The following is a 21,830-nucleotide window of genomic DNA, read 5'->3' as shown; positions in this document are numbered from 1 at the left end:
TTGGCGTCTCGCCGGCAAGCCCCCCTGCTCGCTACCCGTCGTGCACCGGCGACTCCGGCCGGTGCCTGACGCCTTGCTGGCCGGCCGGAATGTCCATTCTAGCGTATCGCGCCGAAAGCGCGAATGGCAGGACCAGCCAGGGCGTGCGCTGGCCGTGTCGACGCCAGGCACGACCATCCCGGAACCTGACATTGGTATGTATCCCGCTTGCCGAAACAAGCACTGAGGCAACTTTCGCTTATCATGATGCCTCGACGAGGCGATCAGACGGGCGCTTCCCAACAACGTTTCTTTCTGTATGGAGTGGCGACATGAACAAGAAATATCTCTCTCACTTTTCTCAACTTTCCAGATGGCTGTTGGTGGCCGCAATCGCGCTTGTGCTGGCCCCGGCTGCGGCCATCGCCGCAGACCATGCAGCGCTCGAAAGAGACGCGCGCAAGGCCTATCACAAGCTGCTCGCCAAGCTGCCGGTGGCGAAGTCCCTGTCCGCCGATGCCGTCGCCGTGCTGGTCTTTCCGAAGATCATCAAGGCCGGCCTCGTCGTCGGTGGCCAGTACGGCGACGGCGTGCTCTTCAAGAACGGCAAGGCAGCAGGCTATTACAACACCGCGGGCGCCTCGTACGGCCTGCAGGCCGGCGCGCAGCAATATGGTTATGCGATGTTCTTCATGAACGAAAAAGCACTGCAGACCCTGAACCAGGCTGAAGGCTTCGAAGTCGGCGTTGGCCCGTCGATTGTCGTCGTCGATCAGGGCATGGCCAAGTCGCTGACCTCGACCACTGCGAACGACGACGTCTACGCCATCGTCTTCGGCCAGACGGGCCTGATGGCCGGTGTCGGCCTGCAAGGCAACAAGATTACGAGACTCGCCGACTGATCAAGCCGCCGACCGTGCACGACCTGACGACCGATAGATGGCGAGGGCACGCCGCGTTCGCGCCGCGCCGAAGCCGGCGCGGCTCGTTGGCCGCCTAGCGAACACCATTTTCTGCGGCGACGACGACCTTGCCGCAGGCGTCAGCGAGTTTCCGATTCACCTTGGGAAAGCACGCGCTGGCCGACCCGATCGCCGGCCGAGCGGCGAAAGCGATCGGCCTACGCCGCTAGCGGATCAACGCTTGCTGGCGCGGCCTGGGGCCCTGGCCGGGGCCCCGGCTCCTCGACCTCGCTTCACCGGCGCCAGCTCCTGGCGCCAAGCGCTGAACTCGACTTGCACTGCGGGCGCAGGCACCCGATACTGGCCGCTTTGTGCAATTCACATCACCCGACTCACCCTCCCCCAGCAACTTCCATGGCCCGCGACGCTGGCTTCGACTCCGGCGGCGCTCAGCGACTATCGTGCCCAGACATCGACCTGGGCGCGCTGCCATCGCCCACCAGCAGGCGATGGCCCTAACCCAGAAAAAGGATCAGCATGACCTCCATTCCGCGCCAGAGCGGCATTCTTCTTCACCCGACTTCATTACCCGGCCCGCACGGATCGGGCGACCTCGGCCCGGCTGCACGCCACTTCGTCGACTGGCTGGCGGGCGCTGGCCAATCGCTGTGGCAGTTGTTGCCGCTGACCGGAGTCGGACCCGGGAACTCGCCGTACTCCAGTCCATCGGCCTTCGCCGGCAGCGAACTGCTGATCGACCTGGGCCAACTGCAGCAGGCCGGCTGGCTGAGCGACGCCGACCTCGCGGAGGCGCCGTCTTTTCCCGAACAACGCATCGATTACGCGACCGTTAGACCCTTCCGCATGGAGCAATTGCGGCGCGCCGCCGGACGCTTCTTTGCCGACCAGAAATCACCCAGGCACACGGCATTTGCCGCCTTCTGTGCCGACGCTGGCGCGTGGCTCGACGACTACTCGCTTTTCATGGCGCTCGACATCGCCTACGGTGGCGACGGCACGACGTGGCAGGACTGGCCGGCCGCGCTGGCTCACCGCGAAGCCGACGCGCTGCGCGCAGCGATACGCCAGCACGCCGATGAAATAGACTTCTGGAAGTTCTGCCAGTGGTGCTTCTTCGACCAATGGACGGCGCTCAAGGACTACGCCAATTCGCAGCACGTCGAGATCATCGGCGACCTGCCGATCTTCGTTGCCGGGCACAGCGCCGACGTCTGGGCCAATCCGGGTCTTTTCGACCTCGACGAGCACGGCCGGCCGCGCGTGGTCGCCGGCGTCCCGCCGGACTACTTCAGTGAAACCGGCCAGCGCTGGGGCAACCCGCTCTATCTGTGGTCGGCACACGCCGCCGAGGATTATCGTTGGTGGGTCGAGCGAATGCGGCAGACGATGAAGCTTTGCAACACCATTCGTATCGATCATTTCCGTGGTTTCGAAGCGTACTGGGAAATTCCCGGCGCCGCCGAGACGGCCATCGACGGACTATGGCAACCGGGGCCAGGCGAAGCGGTGTTCGCCGCCATGCGCCGCGAGCTCAGCGACGATCTGGTCGACGAAAACGGGCAACTGAAGATCATCGCCGAAGACCTGGGGATCATTACCCCGGCGGTCAAGAAGCTGCGTCAGGACGTTGGCCTGCCAGGCATGCGCATCCTGCAATTCGCTTTCGGCGACGATGCCAGGAATCCCTATCTGCCGCACAATTACGACGCCAATTCGGTGGTCTATACCGGCACCCACGACAACGACACCACCTGCGGCTGGTGGCAGTCGCTCGAAAAGGAAGAGCAGGAGCGGGTACACGCCTACCTGGGCGTGGGCAGCGACAGTCCCGACGAACTCTGCTGGTATCTGATCCGCCTCGCCTTCTCGTCGGTCGCTCAGCGCTGCGTCATCCCGATGCAGGACGCGCTCTCGCTTGATACCGCGCACCGTATGAACCAGCCGGGAATTGGCTCCGGATCGTGGGAGTGGCGCTACCGCTGGGAACAGGTCGAGCCCTGGCACGCCGAGCGCCTCGCTGACCTCACTCGGCTGTACGGCCGCGACCGCGACAGCAACCGCGCCGACGACGAGCCCGAAGCTTGAGCGACGCACCAGGCCGCCGCCGGAAAATCTGTGCAACCAGGGCAGCAAGCCGATGACCTTACCCTCGCCCGAGCTGAACGCGATTCACGAAGGCCTGAAGGCAGGGGACTTCTTTGTCGAGTACCTGCCGATTATTTCCCTCGGCGACCAGACCTGCCTGGGCGCCGAGGCGCTCATCCGCTGGCGGCGGCCCGGCGGGGAAGTCATTCAGCCGGGCGAGTTCATCCCGCTGCTCGAAAACACGCCGCTATCGGGTCTGATCACCTACTGGTTGGTCGACACGGTAACCGTCGAAGTCGGCGGCTGGCTGCACGCCAACCCCGAAGCGCGTCTGAGCATCAATGTTCCACCCGAAATTCTCGGTCGCGGCGGTTTGGAATACGCGGCCGTCAAGTCCGGCTTGAGCGCTTTGCGCTCGCAACTGATCCTTGAGGTGACCGAGCGCGGGATTCCCGACCAACTCGGCTTGATGGCCCTGAACAGCATGCACCAGAGCGGCATCAGTCTGGCGCTCGACGACGTGACGATGAGCGGCACCAATCTGGCGCTCATTTCGCGCTGCGACTTCAAGATCATCAAGATCGATCGCCTGCTGACCGACCAGATCCAGCCGGACTGTCCGCAGCCGGACTGGCTGCGCGGCCTCGCCGGACTCCTGCAGACGACCGATCTGACTGTCGTTGCCGAAGGCATCGAGACCAACACCCAGGTTCAGGCGCTGAGCGCCGCCGGCGTGCAATTGGCACAGGGTTTCTACTTCTCGCCGCCGCTGGCCGCCGCCGAGCTGATGAGCTACTACGCGAGAACGCGGAAAACGCCCGCCAACCTGGCGTGAGCAGGCGTCTCGGCATGAAAAGAACTCGTCGATGATCATTCGCGACGCCTTGCCGTTCGACTAAGCGGAAATTATCGCCCGCGGCCAGCGCCAAACAACGACGGGCGGCGCCAACGCAAACGACGCGCTTGCCGAGCTTCCGGCAAGCGCGTCGTAGCCGACTACAGTGGCTTAGGTGGCGACGCCGGCGCGCCGCCGCTGGATGACGATAATCAGGCCAAGCAGACCGAGAGCGGGAATGAAGAACCATTCCTTGGCCGGCCGGTCAGCAAGCACTTCGATCGAGGTGATCTTGAAGCCCTGCTCGATCCCCAGTTTCGCTGCTCGGCTGCCAAACTTGACGCCCATGATGTCGACGCTGTCTCCGCTCGCCATCAGGCTCAGACCGGCCGCGTTGAGGCGCTTGAGCGCTGGCGCGGGTTCGCCCAGCGGCAACAACACGCCCTTGTGGACCTCCTTGCCGTTGATGTCCTCGCCCTCGATCCAGATCCGTAGCCGATCGTCGGCGGGCGCCCGCTCGACGACCTCCATGATCTGGTCGGCTGATATCTTGTCGTAAGGGGGATGGATCATGTCCATCCAGAAGCCCGGACGAAACAGCGTCAAGGTCACGAGTAGCAGGACCACAGCCTCCCACCAGCGGTTGCGGGCCATGAACCAGCCCTGCGTCGCGGCGGCAAAGACAAGGTTGGCGACGATCGCAGTGAATATCGTCAGCACCAGGTGCCAGATACTGTCGATACCGATCAGCAGCAGCTGCGTGTTGAAGATGAACATGAACGGCAGGATCGCCGTACGGATGCTGTAGCCGAAAGCCGTGACGCCGACCTTGATCGGATCGACGCGCGCGATGCCGGCCGCCGCGTACGACGCCAGGCCGACCGGTGGCGTGACGTCGGCCATCAGCCCGAAGTAGAAGACGAACAGATGCACGGCGATCAGCGGCACCAGCAGCCCGCTCTGCGCACCGAGTTCGACGACCACCGGCGCCATCAGCGTCGATACCACGATGTAATTGGCCGTCGTCGGCAGGCCCATACCGAGGATCAGGCAAATCACGGCCACCATCACGAGCATGACCATCAGGTTACCACCCGAGATCAGTTCGACCAGTTCGCTCATCACCAGGCCGATACCCGTCAGCGTCACTGTCCCGACGATGATGCCCGCCGCCGCGGTCGCGATACCGATACCGATCATGTTGCGCGCACCGGTCACCAGCCCCTCAAACAGATCATGGAAGCCCCGGCGAACGGCCGCGCCAGGGTCGCCCTGCTGGCGGAAGTGGGCGATGATTGGCCTTTGCGTGACTAGGATGAGCATCAGGAAAACCGTCGCCCAGAACGCCGATAGCGCCGGCGAAAGTTCCTCGACCATCAGGTTCCAGATCAGCACCACCACCGGCAGCAGGAAGTGCAGGCCCGATTTCAGTGTCGGACCGGCATCCGGCAGGTGCTCGAACGGCTTGTTCGGATCGTCCATGTGCAACTCTGGAAAACGCGTACCGAACTTCAGCAGGCCGACGTAGGTGGCGAGCATGACGACGCCGACGATGTATATCGACGCGTCACCAAAGACGTCCTTGAGCCAGCCGAAGCCGTAGTAGACGATGCCGGCGAGGATGATGATTCCGGAAACGGTCATCAGGAAAGACAGCGCGCGGTCACGGAACGAGGCTTCATGGACGTGCGGGATACCGCGGATATCGGCCTTCATCGCCTCGAGGTGCACGATGTAGAACAGCGCGATGTACGAAATCAACGCCGGCAGGATCGCGTGCTTGAGCACCTGCGTGTACGGAATGCCGACGTATTCGACCATCAGGAAGGCCGCGGCGCCCATCACCGGCGGCATGATCTGCCCGTCGACCGACGCGGCGACCTCGACCGCAGCCGCTTTGTCGGCACGATAGCCGACGCGCTTCATCAGCGGAATGGTGAACGTTCCGGTGGTCACCACGTTGGCGATCGACGACCCGGAGATCAGGCCGGTACACGCCGACGCGACCACCGCGGCCTTGGCCGGGCCACCACGCAGGTGGCCGAGCAGCGAGATCGCCGACTTGATGAAGTAGTTGCCGGCGCCGGCCGTTTCGAGCAGCGAACCAAAAAGAACGAAGAGGAAGATGAAACCCGACGAGACGCCGAGCGCGACGCCGAACACGCCCTCGGTGCTCAGCCACAGGTGCGACATGCCCTTGCCGAGCGAAGCGCCCTTGTGGGCGATCATGTCCGGCATGTAGGGGCCAAGGAAGATATAACCGATGAAGATCGTCGCCAGAATGACCATCGGCAGGCCGAGCGCACGCCGTGCCGCTTCGAGCAGCAGGATGATCCCCCCCACCGAGGCGACCAGGTCTAGCGTCGTCGGTTGCCCCGGCCGCGTGGACAACTCCGAGTAGAAGACGAACAGATACGACGCGCAGAAGACGCCGACCAGGGCCAGCACCCAGTCCAGGATCGGCACGTGATCACGCGGCGAATGTTTGAACGCCGGGTAGGCGAGAAAGGCGAGGAACATCGCGAAGGCGAGGTGGACCGAACGCGATTCGGTGTCATTGAGCACCAGGATGCCGAACGAATACGGCAGCGGCGAGGCGATCCATAGTTGAAACAGCGACCAGGCCAATGCCGTATACAGGATCAGCTTGGCGACCGCACCGGTCGGCTTGCGACCACCGGTGTCGGCTTCGGCAACGAGTTGTTTGAGCTGCTCGTCGGTCAGGACGGGAGCCGTTTCTTTTTCAGCCATATGCGTACCTCCACAGACTTCAAGGACAGACGGCCCCGATCGGGGCCGTCAGCAGGTCCGCCGGGAAAGGCTGGTAGCACGCCGATCCCGGAGTTCTTTCGACCGACTTACATCCAGCCCTTCTCTTTGTAGTACTTGACGGCGCCGTCATGCAGTGGTGCCGACAGGCCGTTCTTGATCATCTCTTTCGGATCGAGGTGCGCAAAAGCCGGGTGCAGCTTCTTGAAGTCATCCAGGTTGTCGAAGACCGCTTTCACCATCGCATAGACGACGTCGTTCGAGACCTTCGACGACGAGACGAAGGCGGCAACGACGCCGAAGGTGTTGGTCGGGTTCGGGTTGTGCGCGTACATGCCGCCGGGGATCGTCACCGCGGCGTAGTACGGATACATCTTGACCAGTTTATCGACCGCCGGGCCGATGATATTGACCAGTTGCGCGTGGCACGTCGTGGTCGGGTCCTGGATGTTCGCCGAAGGGTTACCGACAACGTAGGCGAAGCCGTCGATCTTGTTGTCGCACAGCGCGGCGCCGTGTTCGTCGGCCTTCATTTCCGAAACCAGCGAGAAATCACTGGTCTTCATGCCCATGGCAGGAAGCAGGATATCCATCGTCGCGCGTTGCCCGGAACCCGGATTGCCGATGTTGAAGCGCTTGCCCTTGAAGTCGAGCAGCGACGTAACCTTGGCGTCCTCGCGGGCGAGCACGACCAGCGGCTCGGGATGAATCGAAAAGACCGAACGCAATTCGCTGAAAGCGGCACCCTTGAACTGGTTTTCTCCCTTCAGCGCGTTGTACGCCACGTCGGACTGGGCCACGCCGAAGTCAAGCTCGCCGGCCTTGATGGTATTGACGTTGTAAACCGAGCCACCCGTACTTTCGACCGAACAGCGAATACCGTGCGTTTTCTTTTCCTTGTTCATCAAGCGACAGATCGCGCCACCCGCCGCGTAGTACACGCCGGTCACGCCACCGGTACCGATGGTGACGAATTTCTGCTGCGCAAAAGCCGCCGGGCTACCGAGGCCGGCGCAGACCGCCAGAGCGGCGGCCAGAGTTGTGAGTTTTTTCATGTTGAGTCTCCTTCCTTGTGATCTATCAATGAGAACGAACTATGCGGCTACTACCTGGGGGTACCAAGCTCATCGTCGGAAGGTGTGCGAAAGGTCTGCGCAGGCATTTCCCATCGATGTCCAATACTGCCCGGGTAGGTTTGCAACAGCCCGTTACAGCGCTATCTGCGCCATTGGCCAACACCAACTCGCAGGAGGCTTTCACCAACTGCCGCCGACAAAATGCCAACATGATGGACTGTACACACAAAATCGGCGCACACGAAGACCAATTCAAAAAAATGGCAAAGACCAATTTCAGGCGCTCTCCCCTCGGTTTTCCGCAGATGGCCGCCGGCAGATTATGCCTTCAGCATCGCCCGAACCGCCGCCAGGTGCTCCGTTTCGTTGTGACACATGCCCTGAAACGCCGCGCTCAGGTCGAGAAAATCCTTTAACTCCATGCGTTGCGCCATTTTCATCAGGCGCTTGGTCAAGCGCAGCGCCTTCGCGGGTTGGGCGGCAATCCGCGCAGCGAGTTCGCGCGCTCTTGGCAACAAATTCTCGGGTTCGAGCACCTCGAGCACGATACCCAGGGCTTTCGCCTCGTCGGCGGTGACGATGCGTCCGGTCAGCGTCAACTCGAAGGCCTGCTGGTAACCGATCAAGCGCTGCATGAACCAGGCGCCGCCATCGCCGGGGATGATCCCCAGGTTGAGGAAGGTTTCACCGAACTTCGCGCGGCTTGAGGCGAGACGGATATCGGCCATGTTGGCGAGGTCGAAGCCCGCACCAATGGCCGCGCCGTTGACCGCGGCGATCACCGGAACTTCGACGGCGTTCAGCGCCAGCGGGATGCGCTGAATGCCGCGCCGATAACGCTCGGCGACCTCGGCGACGTCGCCGGCAAAATCACCGCTGCGCTTGGCCATGTCCTTGACGTTGCCACCCGCCGAGAATGCCGCGCCAGCGCCGGTGATCAACAGTACCGAAACCTCGTCACAGCTATTGACCCACTCGGCGACAGCGACGATGTCGTCGATCAGGCGCGTACCGGTCAGCGCGTTGCGCACATCGTCGCGATTGAGCGTCAGCATCGCCACCCGCTGGTCCACCTCCAGCAGTGCGTCGCTAAGCGTCGGCATCTTCATAGTGTTTCCTCCGGCCGGTCAGCATCCACCCGCTCGACGATGATCCGGGCATCGACGACGGCGTAGCCGTCGGCCAAGGCAATGACCGGGTTGAGGTCAAGCTCGGCAAGTGACGGGTAGGCCTGGACAATGCTCGAAACTTTCAACAGCAGATCGATCAGCGCTTGCCGGTCCACTGCCGCCTCACCACGCACGCCTCCCAGGATCTTGCGCGACTTGATCTGGTCGAGCATCGAGCACGCGTCGCCGTAGGACAGCGGTATGGCACGGAAGACGACGTCCTCGAGGATCTCGACAAAAATACCGCCCAGCCCGAACATCAGCACCGGTCCGAATATCGGATCACGAACGACGCCGATGATCACCTCGGTTCCTTTGCGCGCCATCGGTGCGACGAGAACGCCGGTGATCAGCGCCTGCGCGTCGTAAGCGCGGCAGGAGTCGAGGATTTCGTCGAAGGCGACGCGCATTTGCGCTTCACCTTGCACATTGAGCTTGACACCACCGGCATCGGACTTGTGGAGAATATGCCGGGACACCACTTTCATCGCCAGCGGCTGCTCGCCGAAGTGCTCGGCAATCGCCGTCAAGTCGCCGGCCGAGGCGGCCAGCCGCTCTAGCGGCACGGCGACGCCATGCGCGCGCAGCAAGTCCTTGGCCTCGAACTCGAAAAGGTCGCGTCCCTCGGCTTGTGCCGTGGCGAACGCGCGCTCGGCATCGCCGTCGGGCGCAAGCGCCAGCGCCGGCTGCTCGCCGGCGCGGCCCGCCAGATAGCTACCGCGCTCGCCAAGCGCCGCCAGGACGCGCACCGCGTGCTCGATCGAACTGTAGACCGGCAGGCCGGCTTCGTGCAGCCGACGCAGGGCCGGTGGATTGACAGGCGCATAGAGGCTGTAGACCACCAGTGGCTTGTCGGTCCGACGCGCCAGTTCGATCATCGATTCGGCGCCGCGCATCTCGCCGCCGAGCAGGTCTTCGGCAAAGCGCGTGTGATAGCCACCAAACATGCCGACCAGGAAAATGCTGTCGACGCCGTCGTCATCGGCGACGATTTCCAGGCAGTCGGCGAGCAGCGCGGGGTTGGCATCGCTGCTGCCGGCGACGTCTACCGGATTGACCAGCGACGCCTGCGGAAAAAGGATTTCGCCCAGACGCCGGCGCGTCGTGGCGCTCAACTCGGCCAGCACCAGCCCCGCTTCGCTCAGCCGGTCGGAGGCGATCGTCGCCTGACCGCCGCCATCGGCGACGACGGCAACACGCTTGCCGCGTGCCTTCTGCAGCAGTGCCAGGCCCTCGGCGACGGGCAGGATCTCGTCTGAGTTCTGCACCACACTGACGCCGACCTGACGCAACAGGTCAAGGGTCATCGCGTAGCTGCCGGCCAGCGCGCCGGTGTGCGAACTGGCGGCTTTCTGACCGGCCTCGGTCGAACCCGACTTGTACACCACCACCGGCTTCAACGCGGTGATCTCGCGCGCCGCGTCGAGGAAGCGACGGCCGTCACGAAAACCTTCGACGTACAGCGTCGCAACACGCGTGTGCGGATCCTCGCCAAGGTAGCGCAGGTAGTCGTTGAAGCCGATATCGGCCTGGTTGCCCGGCCCGGCGTAGGTGCTGAAGCCGACGTGACCGTTGCGCTGCGCTTCGAGCACCAGCGACAGCAGCATGTTGCCCGATTGCGAGATCAGTCCGATGCCACCGGCCTTGACGTTGTTCAGCGCCAGCAAGTTGACTTTCTTGTGCAGGTTGAACATCCCGGAGGTGTTCGGGCCAATGACCCGTACGCCGTTCTGGCGCGCAGCGGCCAGCATCTCCTGCTCCAGCTTGATGCCTTCCGGGCGACCCGTTTCGCGAAAGCCACTGGCCAGGATCACCGCGCCCTTGACGCCTTTCTTGCCGCACTCGACGAGCAGGCCCGGCACGCTGGCGGCGGGAGTGCAGATCAGCGCCAGGTCGGCGGTGCCCGGAATGTCGGCCAGCGACGCGTACGTCCTGACGCCGAGAACCCTGTCCACCTTGGGATTGATCGGGTAGATTTTGCCCGCGTAGCCGTCCTTGATCAGGCCGACCATCGCCTTGTAGCCACGCTTGCTGGGGTCGGCCGAAGCACCGACGATGGCAATCGAATCGGGTGCGAGAAAATCGTGCAGCGGACTCCGCTGCGTTGCGCTAGCCAGCACTTTCATCTCAGCAGCCCTTGAAAACCGGCAGGCGTTTTTCGGCAAAGGCGTCGATTCCCTCCTGCCAGTCCTGCGTCGTTGCGGCGAAGGTCATTCCTTCGAGTTCGGCAGCAAATGCCGCGTCAAGAGTACGTTCAGCAGCCATGTTCAGCTGCTCCTTGGCCATCTGCATCGACAGGGGCGCTTTGCCGGCAATCCGTGCGGCGAATTCACGCGCCGCGTCGAGAAAACCCTCGTCGGGCAGCAGACGATTGGCCAACCCGATACGTACCGCCTCTTCGCCCTTGATTCGCTCGCCGAGAAAGACCAGTTCGCGCGCCTTGGCCAAGCCGACCAGGCGCGGCAGCAGATAGGTCACGCCACCACCAAGAAATGTGCCGATGCTCACCTCGGGCAGACCGATCTGCGCGCTCTCGGCGATCACGATGAAGTCCGCAGCGATCGCCATTTCGGCACCGGCGCCGAGCGCGAAGCCATTGACCGCGGCCACCACCGGCTTCGACAACAACAGCAATCGTTTGCAGACTCTCTGCTCGGCACACAGATACTGGCGTCTGGCGAAGGCCGTTCGGCCGGCCTTGTGGGCTTTGAGATCAGCGCCGACGCAGAAGGCCCTGCCCTCGCCGGTCAACAGCACGACGCGCACGTCGCTGTCGGCCTCAGCGACGTCCAGCGCGGCGTTGACTTCGTCGTAGAGCTGCTGGGTTACCGCGTTGAGCCGCTCGGGTCGGTTCAAACGGATTTCTGCAATCCCCTCGGCCGATCGATAAATGATCGTTTCGGTCTGCATCGATAGTGCTCCTTTTCTGCCAGCAAGTGCACGCGTCGGCGCAACTCAAAAAGCAGCGAGCCGCGCCGATCGTTGTCAGGTCGGCAGCTCCTGAATCGACGACGGCGATACCTCGAGCACCGCCAGCGCATGCTCGGTAAAGACGCGCAGGCCAAGTTCGGGCCGGTAGCCGTGAATCTCCTTGACATCAAGAGCGCGCATGAAGGTAATGATTTCCTGACTGATCACCTGCCCCGGGACGAGAATCGGAAAACCCGGCGGGTAGGGGATGACGAAGGTCGTCGACACCAACTGGCGTCCGGCGGCGATTTCCTTCTCGATCGCCCGGCCGGCGATCGGCACGTATTCGCATTTGCTCTCGTCGTAAGCGAGGAAGAACGCCGAGCGGATGTCGCCTTCCGGCGTACCATTACCCGAACTCAGCCGGAACGAGTCGTGAAAGCAACTGAAATCGGGAAGCGGCGGCAGGTCCTCGCGCAAGGCCTTGACCTGACGTTGGAAGATCTTGCGCTCGACATTGCTGGCGTCGTCGAGGCGGTCATCCAGATCGCGCGCGATCTTGACCAGCACCTCGATCAGATACGCCACCGACGAGCGCGTCGTGCCGATGTTGGTCATGAACAGCACCGTGTTGCGCGAGGTCTTGTTGATCTGGATGCCGTGCTTGTTCATCAGGATTTCGTTCTTGAACGTATCACCGTCCCAGCCCGAACCCGCCACCGACAGCGTGATGCGCGTCGCATCGAGGACGAACTCGTCCTCGCTCCAGGCGGTCATGATGTCGGTCCAGCCGTGCTCGGGATCCCAGTAGCTCTTGATCCCCGACTTGCGGTACTCGGCGGGAATCATCTCGGCGACGGTGAGAACGTGGAAATACTTGCTGATCAGCGGGTGGGTATTGATCACCTTGCGCAGCGACATCGCCTGCTCGACCTGGCGCTGGATGAACTCGAAGCCCTCGAGTTCGACCTGCCGCCGGCCGATATCGAGCGAGGCAATGATCTGGTAATTGGGCGAGGTGGAAGTGTGCGTCATGTAGGCCTCGTGAAAAGCCTGCTCGACCTCGTCCTTGAAATCCTGGTCGTGTACGTGAATCATCGAACCCTGGCGCAGAGCGGTCAGTGTCTTGTGCGTCGATTGACACGCGTAGGCCCGCACCCGCACATGCTCGGGGTCCGCCATCAGGCGCGTGTTCAGCAGGACCTCATCGTCGGCATCAGCCATTTTTTCCCGGTACTCGGCATAAGCCGCGCGGTACTCGGGCGAACGGTAACGCTCGCGCAGCTGGCCGGCGCAGTACATGGCGGTGCGCCGCCGATAGGCCGGACCAAAACGGGCGAAGGCAAACCACGCCTCATCCCAGAGGAAGACCAGGTCCGGTTTTATCGCCAGGCACTCGTCCATGACCCGCTCGACGTTGTAGACCACGCCATCGAAAGTGCAGTTGGTCAGCAGCAGCATGCGCACGCGGTCCAGCTTGCCTGCCGCCCGCAATTGCAGCAGACGGTGCTTGATTTCTTTCATCGGCACCGCGCCGTACATCGAGTAATCGTTGAGCGGGTAGCTATCGAGATAAACGACCTGCGCGCCGGCCAGGACCATGCCATAGTGGTGCGACTTGTGGCAGTCGCGGTCGACCAGCACGATGTCGCCCGGGCGGACAATCGCCTGCACCACGATCTTGTTGCAGGTCGACGTACCGTTGGTGGCAAAGAAGGTCTGCTTCGAGCCGAAGGCACGGGCGGCCATCTCCTGTGCCTTCTTGATCGGACCATGCGGCTCGAGCAGGCTGTCGAGTCCGCCCGAGGTGGCCGAAGTTTCAGCCAGGAAAATGTTCATCCCGTAGAAGTCGCCCATGTCCTTGATCCAGTGCGAGGCGGTGATCGACTTGCCACGACTGATCGGCATGGCGTGAAAAACGCCGGTGGGGATGCGGGCGTACTGCGTCAGGGCATTGAAGAACGGCGCCTCGAAGCGCTCCGAGACACCGCGCAGGATGTTCAGGTGCAGGTCCAGATGGTCTTCCTGGTTGTAGAAGACGCGCCGGCAGTTACCGAGCTTGGCACCAGCAATTTCTTCGACCGACTGATCGGTGAACAGGTACACGTCGAGCTCGGGACGAAGCTTGGCGATCATCCGGCACAGTTCCGGACCGTACTCCTTGGGCTCCACCTCTTCCAGAACGGCCTCTTCGAGGCGCGAAAGATAGCGATGCAGGAGCTCCAGCGTCTGTTCCGATTCGCGCTTCAGGTCGTTGCGAATCACCACCGCCTGCAGGTTGTGGTTGAACATCACACCGATCAGGGCATCGGTAAGGCTGGGAACGAAGACCGGTTCATAGACAAAGGGATCCTCGGGGCGGCGCAGCGCACGCAGGGTGCGACGCAGATTCTCTTCCTGCATCGGCGAAAACTTGTCGACGAACAGCACTTCGAAGTAGAGCAGGTCCTTGGTCGCATTTTCGGTGGACTCGTCGTCCGGACTGCCTTCGGTCAATTCCTCGACGTCATGGTGGTGCGGGTTGCGTCGATAGCTGTTGCTCAGCAGCGCGTGACAGATGTTTCGCACGGTGATCGCCAGCACGTCAAAACGACCCTGCGTTACAAGGTCGCCGAGCCGGCCGAAAGTGTCGTGCCCCGGAAACGCCCAGTAGAGTTCGATCGGACGCAAGGCGTCGATCAATTCGACGACCTTGCGCTCGGCCTCGCTTCGCCGGCGTTCCGTCTGGCTCTGGACGAGTTGTTCGCTGGCGATTTTCAGCGCGCTCCAGCGATCGGTCCGCAGCTGCAGCGCGCTGTAATATTCACCCAGCGATTTCTTGCTCTTGTCTGCCTTCATCTTCTTGTCTCCTCACGCAGGTCAATGCCTGGCGTATCGTTATTCGGTGGTGGGGGAACTGCCAAACTCGATCAGCCGCGAGCCAACCGTGAAATCGGTAAACGACTGCGACCAGGCAAGGCCTGGCCAGAGAAAATCGGCACGTCCTTCGCTCGGCCAGTAGGCGGCCGAGTAAAGCGTGCCAAGACCACGGGCAAACGCGTTCGAGTAGATCGGTGCTTGCAGGAAGGCGGCGATCAGCGCCTCGCTGGTGATGGCGCTGTCGTCGAGCATCAGCCGTAGCAGCCGCAGGCGCTCGACCGTCGACGTCGCACGCGCGTGTTGCTGCCATTCGACCTTCTGCTGGTGGTTGGTCGCCGCCGCGATGCGCTGGATATCGCCTTTCTTGCCCGGCGCCAGATAGACCGTCGCAAAGTCGCCGTGACAATCGAGCACCGTCACGTTGTAACTCATGTGCACCGGCACCCGCGCCAGAGCCGCACTGGCCTCAGCCGTTCGGCGGCAGGTTTCCAGCACGTAGCGCAGGAGCAACGGCACGCCGAAGCCTTCGCCGACATCCAGGCGGCCACCGAACGACAAGGATACTGCCAGGCCGTCGTCGTTGATGCCGTCGAGTAGGCCCCAGACGCAGTCGCTGACGCCGATCACCTGGCGGCCGTTCCATGCCGTCTTCAGGATTACGCCTTCACATAACTGCGGCGGATAGTCGTAGTTGCGCAGCAGCAGCGGCCGAGTTCCGGTCAGGGCGACCTGCGAACACGCGGTGACGTACGGTGGCGGGCAGAACAGCGACAGAAAGCGGGCTTCCAGATCGCCGCCGCCAACGAGTTCGGCGAGTTTTTCGTAGGTTGGCAGCAACTCCGGCATGTGCTTGCGCAGCGCCCGTACGCAAGGCAGGTAGTAGGGGCGCGCCGCATTGCCGCCTTGCAGGTACCAACGGCGATACGACGGCCAGAACTCGGCGAACAGCGCTTGCCAGATGGTGCCCGGTCGTTCTTCCTCGATCGCCCGGAACAGCAGCGACTGGGACTGAATGAGCGCCATCTGGCTCGGCCGACGATCAGAGGATCTTGAACGCGCCGGCCGACGGCGCCGGTTGCTGAATGCCGGTATCCAGCGGTCGGCCCTTGTAGAAGCTTTGAATGCCCTTGATCCAGTTAAAGGCCCGCGGGTTGAGCTTGAACTCCTCGGTCATCGAGCGGCCGCGGGTGATCAAAATCCCCAGATCGGCGCCTTCATAGCGGTAATCACCGGGGCCCGTGATGCGCAACCAGAACGCCTCGTTCTCGCCTTCGACCGCCAGGCGGTGATAATCAAAGCGGTGATAGCTGACGTTGCCGGCGTCGTCCATGCGGTAGATCCCCGATTGCGGCGCCTCCTCGACGATATCCACCTCTTCGTCGGTGTACTTCATCACCAGTTGGCTCCAGGTGTCGATGTACTTCGGATTTTTCCAGCGTTCGTTCATTGCGGCTACGTCGAGCTTGAAGTCCGCACCGCTGAACTCCAGCAGGTGGAAGAAGAACAGCGGCGCGTCGGCATAGGCGAAAGCCGCGTGGTTGGTCATCGGGCTGGCACCGCAGACGCGCGGGTTGAGTTCGCCCAGATAAACCTCTTCGCTGTCCTCGTCGACCAGAAAGTCGAGGTCGAAGTAACCGCGATAACCCTCCTCGAGCAATTGGTTGCCGAAGGCATAGGCGTAGTCGCGCGCGGTAATCCGCGCCTTTTCCGGAAAAGCTCCGGGGAAGACCTCGTTGCCGCACCAGCCGCCCTTGTATGGCGTCAGTTCCTTGGCGCCGACGATTTCGGTCAGCAAGGGGCCAACCACCGTCCCGCAATGCGTGACGCAGGCTTCCAGCGTGCCGCCGCGGCAGTTAATCCGCTTCATCACCTTGACCTCGGGATCCTTGACGATCTCGTCAGCGTACTTCTTCCACTCTTCGTCATTCGAGATAAAGAAAGTCGTGTGACCCGAGTCGCCGAAAGCCGACTGAATCACCAGGTCGCTGCCAAGACCATTTTCCTCGGTCAGCTTGATCAGTTGCTCGTAGCTTTCGACCTTGGCCAAGACGTTCGGCACCGATGGCACGTTGGCCTTGTTGCCGATGCGTACCGTTTCCATCTTGTTGTCGCAACGCGTGCGCAAGGATGCTGGCGGGAACCACAGCTCGATGCCCAGTTCCTTGCACAACTCCTCGGTCTTCTCGTCGAACATCAGGAACACGGCGACCGGATCGCCGCCGCGTCCCTTGATGTAGTCGATGACTTCCTTGTTCTGCAACAGATAGTTGTTGATGTCCTCGATACCCTCGAACTCCTCATGCGGCTGCTCCTTGGGAACGAAGACATTCGGATGGCGGCCGTCGTAGCAGTCGATGTAGTTGATGTGCTTGAAGTGCGGCACCCTTTCGTCCATGCCCGCCAGATTGAAGTTGGTAGCGCTGATGAAGTAGATCGGACGCTTGTTGCGATGGAAGAACAAGCGCAAGTCGGACATGCTGGTGATCGTGGACAACGGCGGCTGGGTCATTTCCATTTCCTGTCTCCTCTGTGGGTTTGTTTCTTCTTGGGCTTGCATCCTCTTGCGGCCTCGCTGGATCGCGAAAATAGCGATCCCGAAGACGGCCAGCAAAGCTGAACCGGCGAGCAGCGCGGCATTCATCCTGTCACCCGCCTGACTTCCGGAGATCGGCTCACTCACGAGCGATGATGGTAGTACGGTGCAACACTCTCCAGCGATTCACCAGAGAAACCGGTGTCCGCTTGCAGATCGGTGAGGTAGACGGTCGAACCGTCCGGTCCGGCGACGACGCCAGCAGGCAGCGCAACTGGCTCGGAACGCGATCCGCGCGTCGGCTTGACCAAGGGCCCGAGACTATTCAGATAGTCGCCCTCATGACCCAGGTGTTTCTGATAAACCGGAAACTCGATCGGGCGGTCACGGAAACTCTTGAGCGTTTGCCCCAGGCCACGGATTCCCACCTCGCGCTCGCGACGAACGCGCGACAGATCGATTTCCACCGGCATGATTTCTTCGCCACCGCCCGCTTCATGGATGACGTAGCCGGAAGGACCGACGATCACCGAGCGGCCTGTGCCGCAGTCGCCGACGCCATTCACATCGAAAAAATAGCACTGATTGATGGTCGCGTTGGCGCGGGCTATCGGCAGCTCGACATCGCGGTCGATGGTGTCGGTCATCGTCGGATGGAGAATGCATTCCGCGCCCATCGAGACCAGCGTCCGGGTAGTTTCGGGAAACCACATGTCGTAGCAAATGGAAACCCCGAAACGGCCGATGTGGGGGACGTCAAACACACAGAACTCGGTGCCGGGCTTGATACCCATTTCATAGGGCAGGAAAGGGAACATCTTGCGGTAACGGGCGATCACCTTGCCGTTCGGATCGATCACCGGCGTCGTATTGAAAATATCATCGCCAATGCGTTCGAACATCGACCCCGGCAGCAACCACAGGCCATGCTTGGCGGCCATCTGGCAAAAAATCTGCTCGGCTGGCCCGCCGGTCGGCTGCGCGTGATACGGCGCCGGTCCGAAAGGCGCCAGCTCGCTGAAGACGACCATCTGCACCCATGGAAAACGGGCCATGAGGACGTCCAGCTTGTGCCCCATCGCGGTGATGTTCTCGTGCTCCATCGAGATATTCATCTGAAGGCCAGCAATTGAAAACGGAACCATGAAGTGATTTCTCCTGCCGCTGCTAGTGAGCGTACGGTGATTATTGGAATTGCCCTCAAGTTCCGACGCCGCGAACCTGAGCAGATTACGTCAACGCTCGTGACGTGTCGAGACGCCGCGAACTCGACTGCTGCAACGGACCCGCCCGCCCGGGACTCTTCAAGGCGGGCGCCCTGTGCACGCCAAACGACTACATCACAGTAATCGCGCGACGACAATTCGGCGACGCCGTCTGCTTCTCGGCCATTCCCGGAATTGCCGCGTCGTCGCGGCGAGCACCACGGCAAGGCGTACCAAGGGGCGATACTGTTGGGCTAGTGCCAACAGCGCTTGGCCGATCAGGCCGTCGCCGCCGCGCGGCGTTCAGGCGCCGATCGCCTGCAGCGACGCGTCGATAATCTCCAGACCTTCGTCGAGGAGCACCTCCGGGATGGTCAGCGGCACCATGACGCGCAAGACATTACCGTTTGATCCACACAACAGCAACAGCAAGCCGCGTCGCGCCGCTTCGTTCTTCAGGGCCAGGGCCATATCGGCCGCCGCTTGCCGCGGATCACCATTGCGGCAGAACTCCACCGCCGTCATCGCCCCGAGGCCGCGTACTTCGACGATGCTCGAATACTTTTTCTGCATTGCGCCGAAGCGGCTACGCATGCGCTCGCCGAGCGCCATCGAGCGGCTGCACAGCTGCTCCTCCTCAATCACGTCGAGGACCGCCAGCGCGCCGGCGACAGCCACCGGGCTGCCGGCGTAGGTGGAACCGAGACCACCGACTTCGGCGGCGTCCATGATCGCCGCCTTACCGACGATCGCGGCAACCGGCAGACCACCGCCAAGACCCTTGGCCAGGGTGATGATGTCGGGCTCGACGTCGTAGTGCTCGGTCGCAAACAGCTTGCCGCAACGGGCCATGCCGCTCTGCACTTCGTCGGCAACCAGCAAGATCCCGTGCTGGTCGCACAGCGTCCGCAGGCGGCGCAGGAAAGTGAATGGCGCCGGCAGGTAGCCGCCCTCGCCCTGTACCGGTTCGATGACGATGGCGCCGACCTGCGACGCTTCGATGCTGTAAGCAAACAGTCGTTCGATCGCCGCCATGGAGTCGTCTTCCGAGACACCGTGCAGCGCATTCGGGAACGGCACATGAAATATGCCGCCCGGATACGGCCCGAACTTGACCTTATAAGGAGCCACCTTGCCGGTCAGCGCCAGACCGAACATGGTCCGCCCGTGGAAGCCACCGCCGAAGGCGATCAGGCCGCTCCGGCCGGTCGCCGCGCGGGCGATCTTGACGGCGTTCTCGACGGCTTCGGCGCCGGTATTGACCAGAAAGGACTTCTTCGGCGTGGCGCCAGGTGCGGCGGCATTGAGGCGCTCGCACAGTTCGACGTACGACTCGTAGGCGACGACCTGGAAGCAGGTATGCGTAAACGCCGCCAGTTGTGCGCTGGCCGCGGCCACCACTCGAGGATGGCAATGGCCGGTATTGACGACCGCGATGCCGGCGCAAAAGTCGATCCAGCGCCGGCCCTCGACGTCCCACACTTCGGCGTTTTCGGCGCGCGCGGCAAACAGCGGGTGCGCCTGGCCAACGCCCCTCGGCAAGGCCGCCTGGCGCCTGGCCAGCAAACTGGCGTTGGTTTCCGTGCTCATCTCATTGCCTACGTTCATGGCTTTCTCCTGTGTGTTTGCCGACCGGGTCGGTGGCTGCCACCGCGACGACCATGCTCGACTTCGAGAGACTTCGGGGCCCGACACGGGCTGCGGCACGCGCGCCGCAGCCTGCGACCCAGGTGATGGCATTCGCTGCCCGGCGCTGGTCCTGGCGCCGCAAAGTTCCAGTTGACTTGAGGCACCGCCAAACAGACAACAGATTTCGACGGCATGCACCAAAGTGGGTTGACTGTACGCTGAAGAGCGGCGGACAATCAGACCAATTATTGCAAGACTCCTGATACCAATTCGGACGGCTTCGCGATGGACAAGTCGCTTTGCATGGAACTCATTCGGCATCACTTCGACAGCGAGCCGAGCGCTTCCCGAAGACAGACGGCCTTGTACCTGACGCTCCGGCGCCTGATTTTTGACGGCCAATTGCCACCGGGCAGTCCGCTGCCGCCGACACGCCAATTGACCGCCGCGCTCGGTCTGAGCCGCAGTACGCTGGTCCGCGTCTACGAGCAGCTCCTGGTCGAGGGCTATCTGCAAAGTCGCGGCGGCTCCGGCACGCTGGTCTCGGAAGACTTGCCGATCGCCGCGCCCAGCCACACGCCGCGCCTTAGCCCGCCGCGAGCGGGTTCCGGCTTATCGCGACGCGGTGTCGAGATTTCCCGGCACGCCAGCAGCAGCCCGCTGCAGGGCGGCGCGTTCGTGCCCGGCATGCCCGACGTCGGCCTGTTTCCGTTCAAGACCTGGCGGCGCCTGTTGTGCAAACACAATCGCTTCGAACAGCGTCACCTCGCGCGCTACAGCCACGGCGGCTATGGGCCATTGAAGGCGGTGCTCGCCGACTACCTGCGTGGGGCGCGCATGATGTCGTGTTCGCCGCGGCAGATCCTGATCCTCAATGGCTCGCATCAAGCGATTGATTTGTGTGCAAGAATGCTCTGCGATGTCGGTGATCGGGTGTGGATGGAGGACCCGGGTTACTGGGGCGCGAGCAATGTGCTGCGCGCCAACGGCCTGCACATCGACGCCATTCCGGTCGATGACCAGGGGATCACCGTCCCGCCACCCGACCCGGCGTCGCCACCACGGCTGATATTTGTCACCCCCTCGAGCCAGTACCCGACCGGCGTGGTGATGTCGCTGAGCCGGCGAATGCAGCTTCTCGAACTCGCCGACGCGCACGATGCGCTGATCATCGAGGACGACTACGACAACGAGATCCGCTTCCACCCGTATGCCATCGGCTCGCTGTTCGGGCAGTCGCGGTCAGCGCGAGTCATTCATCTGGGAACCTTCAGCAAGACCATGTTCCCGGGCTTGCGTCTGGCCTACATGGTGGTCCCTGAACACCTGGCCGACGCCTTTGCCATCGGCAACGCCGAACTATACCGGGAAGGACGCCTGATCGAACAGGCGACGCTCGCCGACTTCATCGACGAGGGCCACCTGAGCACGCATCTTCGGCACGTGCGCAACATCTATCAGGAACGCCGCAACGTCCTGCGCCGGGCGATCGAATCACGGCTAGGCGGGCTGGTGACGACCACCGGCGGCATGGCCGGCCTACACCTGCCCTATTTTTTCAACGAAGCTTTCGATGACCAGGCACTATCCAGGGAGATGCTCGACGCCGGCATGGTCTTGCGACCGCTGTCGATGTATTACGCCGACCCGGGCCGCAGCCGCTCGGGGATGGTTCTCGGCTTCGCCGCCGCCGACGCCGCAAGCATCGAAGCCGCCGCCGACCGCTTGTGCGACCTGATCGAACGCCGACTCGAACGCCAGCGAGGCGGCGGCGCTGGCACCAGCAGCCGCCAGCCCCTACGCGCTCCAGGCAATCACCACGACCGGTAGGCGAGCCTGCTAACGGCCTGCGTCGAAT

General features: G+C 62.5%; 14 protein-coding genes. 4 read left to right on the top strand and 10 right to left on the bottom strand.

Annotation, left to right across the window (positions count from 1 at the left end; genetic code table 11):
- Positions 1-89 precede the first annotated feature (89 nt).
- The 3 genes from QZ656_RS09145 (at position 90) to QZ656_RS09135 (ending at position 3,822) form a co-directional block, all read left to right on the top strand.
- Positions 90-881: a lipid-binding SYLF domain-containing protein gene (locus QZ656_RS09145; protein ID WP_291993088.1), complete on the top strand. Its 792-nt coding sequence runs from the start codon at positions 90-92 to the stop codon at positions 879-881.
- A 537-nt stretch (positions 882-1,418) separates the two neighbouring features.
- Entirely contained in the window at positions 1,419-2,987 is a 1,569-nt protein-coding gene (malQ, locus tag QZ656_RS09140; protein ID WP_291993087.1) for a 4-alpha-glucanotransferase, read from the top strand.
- A gap of 52 nt (positions 2,988-3,039) precedes the next feature.
- Positions 3,040-3,822, top strand: coding sequence for an EAL domain-containing protein (locus QZ656_RS09135; RefSeq protein ID WP_291993086.1), 783 nt, complete (start codon positions 3,040-3,042; stop codon positions 3,820-3,822).
- 171 nt (positions 3,823-3,993) lie between these two features.
- Here the strand turns inward: QZ656_RS09135 and QZ656_RS09130 are convergent, their stop codons facing one another.
- From QZ656_RS09130 to gabT, 10 genes are all read right to left on the bottom strand, one after another.
- On the bottom strand, positions 3,994-6,573 hold the full coding sequence (locus tag QZ656_RS09130) for a TRAP transporter permease (protein ID WP_291993085.1): 2,580 nt from the start codon (positions 6,571-6,573) through the stop codon (positions 3,994-3,996).
- 107 nt (positions 6,574-6,680) lie between these two features.
- On the bottom strand, positions 6,681-7,646 hold the full coding sequence (locus QZ656_RS09125) for a TAXI family TRAP transporter solute-binding subunit (RefSeq protein ID WP_291993084.1): 966 nt from the start codon (positions 7,644-7,646) through the stop codon (positions 6,681-6,683).
- Positions 7,647-7,987: 341 nt separating this feature from the next.
- Positions 7,988-8,776: an enoyl-CoA hydratase-related protein gene (locus QZ656_RS09120; protein ID WP_291993083.1), complete on the bottom strand. Its 789-nt coding sequence runs from the start codon at positions 8,774-8,776 to the stop codon at positions 7,988-7,990.
- Positions 8,773-10,956: an acetate--CoA ligase gene (locus tag QZ656_RS09115; protein WP_291993082.1), complete on the bottom strand. Its 2,184-nt coding sequence runs from the start codon at positions 10,954-10,956 to the stop codon at positions 8,773-8,775. Before QZ656_RS09115 ends, QZ656_RS09120 begins: the two co-directional genes overlap by 4 nt.
- A gap of 7 nt (positions 10,957-10,963) precedes the next feature.
- On the bottom strand, positions 10,964-11,746 hold the full coding sequence (locus QZ656_RS09110) for an enoyl-CoA hydratase/isomerase family protein (protein WP_291993081.1): 783 nt from the start codon (positions 11,744-11,746) through the stop codon (positions 10,964-10,966).
- 75 nt (positions 11,747-11,821) lie between these two features.
- Entirely contained in the window at positions 11,822-14,584 is a 2,763-nt protein-coding gene (locus tag QZ656_RS09105; protein ID WP_291993080.1) for an aminotransferase class I/II-fold pyridoxal phosphate-dependent enzyme, read from the bottom strand.
- A 39-nt stretch (positions 14,585-14,623) separates the two neighbouring features.
- Positions 14,624-15,628: a C45 family peptidase gene (locus tag QZ656_RS09100; protein ID WP_291993079.1), complete on the bottom strand. Its 1,005-nt coding sequence runs from the start codon at positions 15,626-15,628 to the stop codon at positions 14,624-14,626.
- 16 nt (positions 15,629-15,644) lie between these two features.
- Entirely contained in the window at positions 15,645-17,120 is a 1,476-nt protein-coding gene (locus QZ656_RS09095; protein ID WP_291993078.1) for a biotin carboxylase, read from the bottom strand.
- A gap of 161 nt (positions 17,121-17,281) precedes the next feature.
- Positions 17,282-18,283, bottom strand: coding sequence for a carbon-nitrogen hydrolase family protein (locus QZ656_RS09090; protein WP_291993077.1), 1,002 nt, complete (start codon positions 18,281-18,283; stop codon positions 17,282-17,284).
- Between the two features lie 363 nt (positions 18,284-18,646).
- Positions 18,647-19,951 carry a 4-aminobutyrate--2-oxoglutarate transaminase gene (gene gabT / locus QZ656_RS09085; RefSeq protein ID WP_291993076.1) on the bottom strand — a complete coding sequence of 435 codons (1,305 nt, stop codon included), beginning with the start codon at positions 19,949-19,951 and terminating at the stop codon, positions 18,647-18,649.
- A gap of 324 nt (positions 19,952-20,275) precedes the next feature.
- Between gabT and QZ656_RS09080 the strand changes: the two genes are divergently transcribed.
- Positions 20,276-21,802: a PLP-dependent aminotransferase family protein gene (locus QZ656_RS09080; protein ID WP_291993075.1), complete on the top strand. Its 1,527-nt coding sequence runs from the start codon at positions 20,276-20,278 to the stop codon at positions 21,800-21,802.
- The last annotated feature ends 28 nt before the right edge of the window (positions 21,803-21,830 follow it).

Origin of the sequence: Candidatus Accumulibacter sp. ACC003 (assembly GCF_907163085.1) — a bacterium.
In the GTDB taxonomy this organism is placed as follows: Bacteria; Pseudomonadota; Gammaproteobacteria; order Burkholderiales; family Rhodocyclaceae; genus Accumulibacter.
This window is presented reverse-complemented; position numbering and strand designations above follow the sequence as displayed.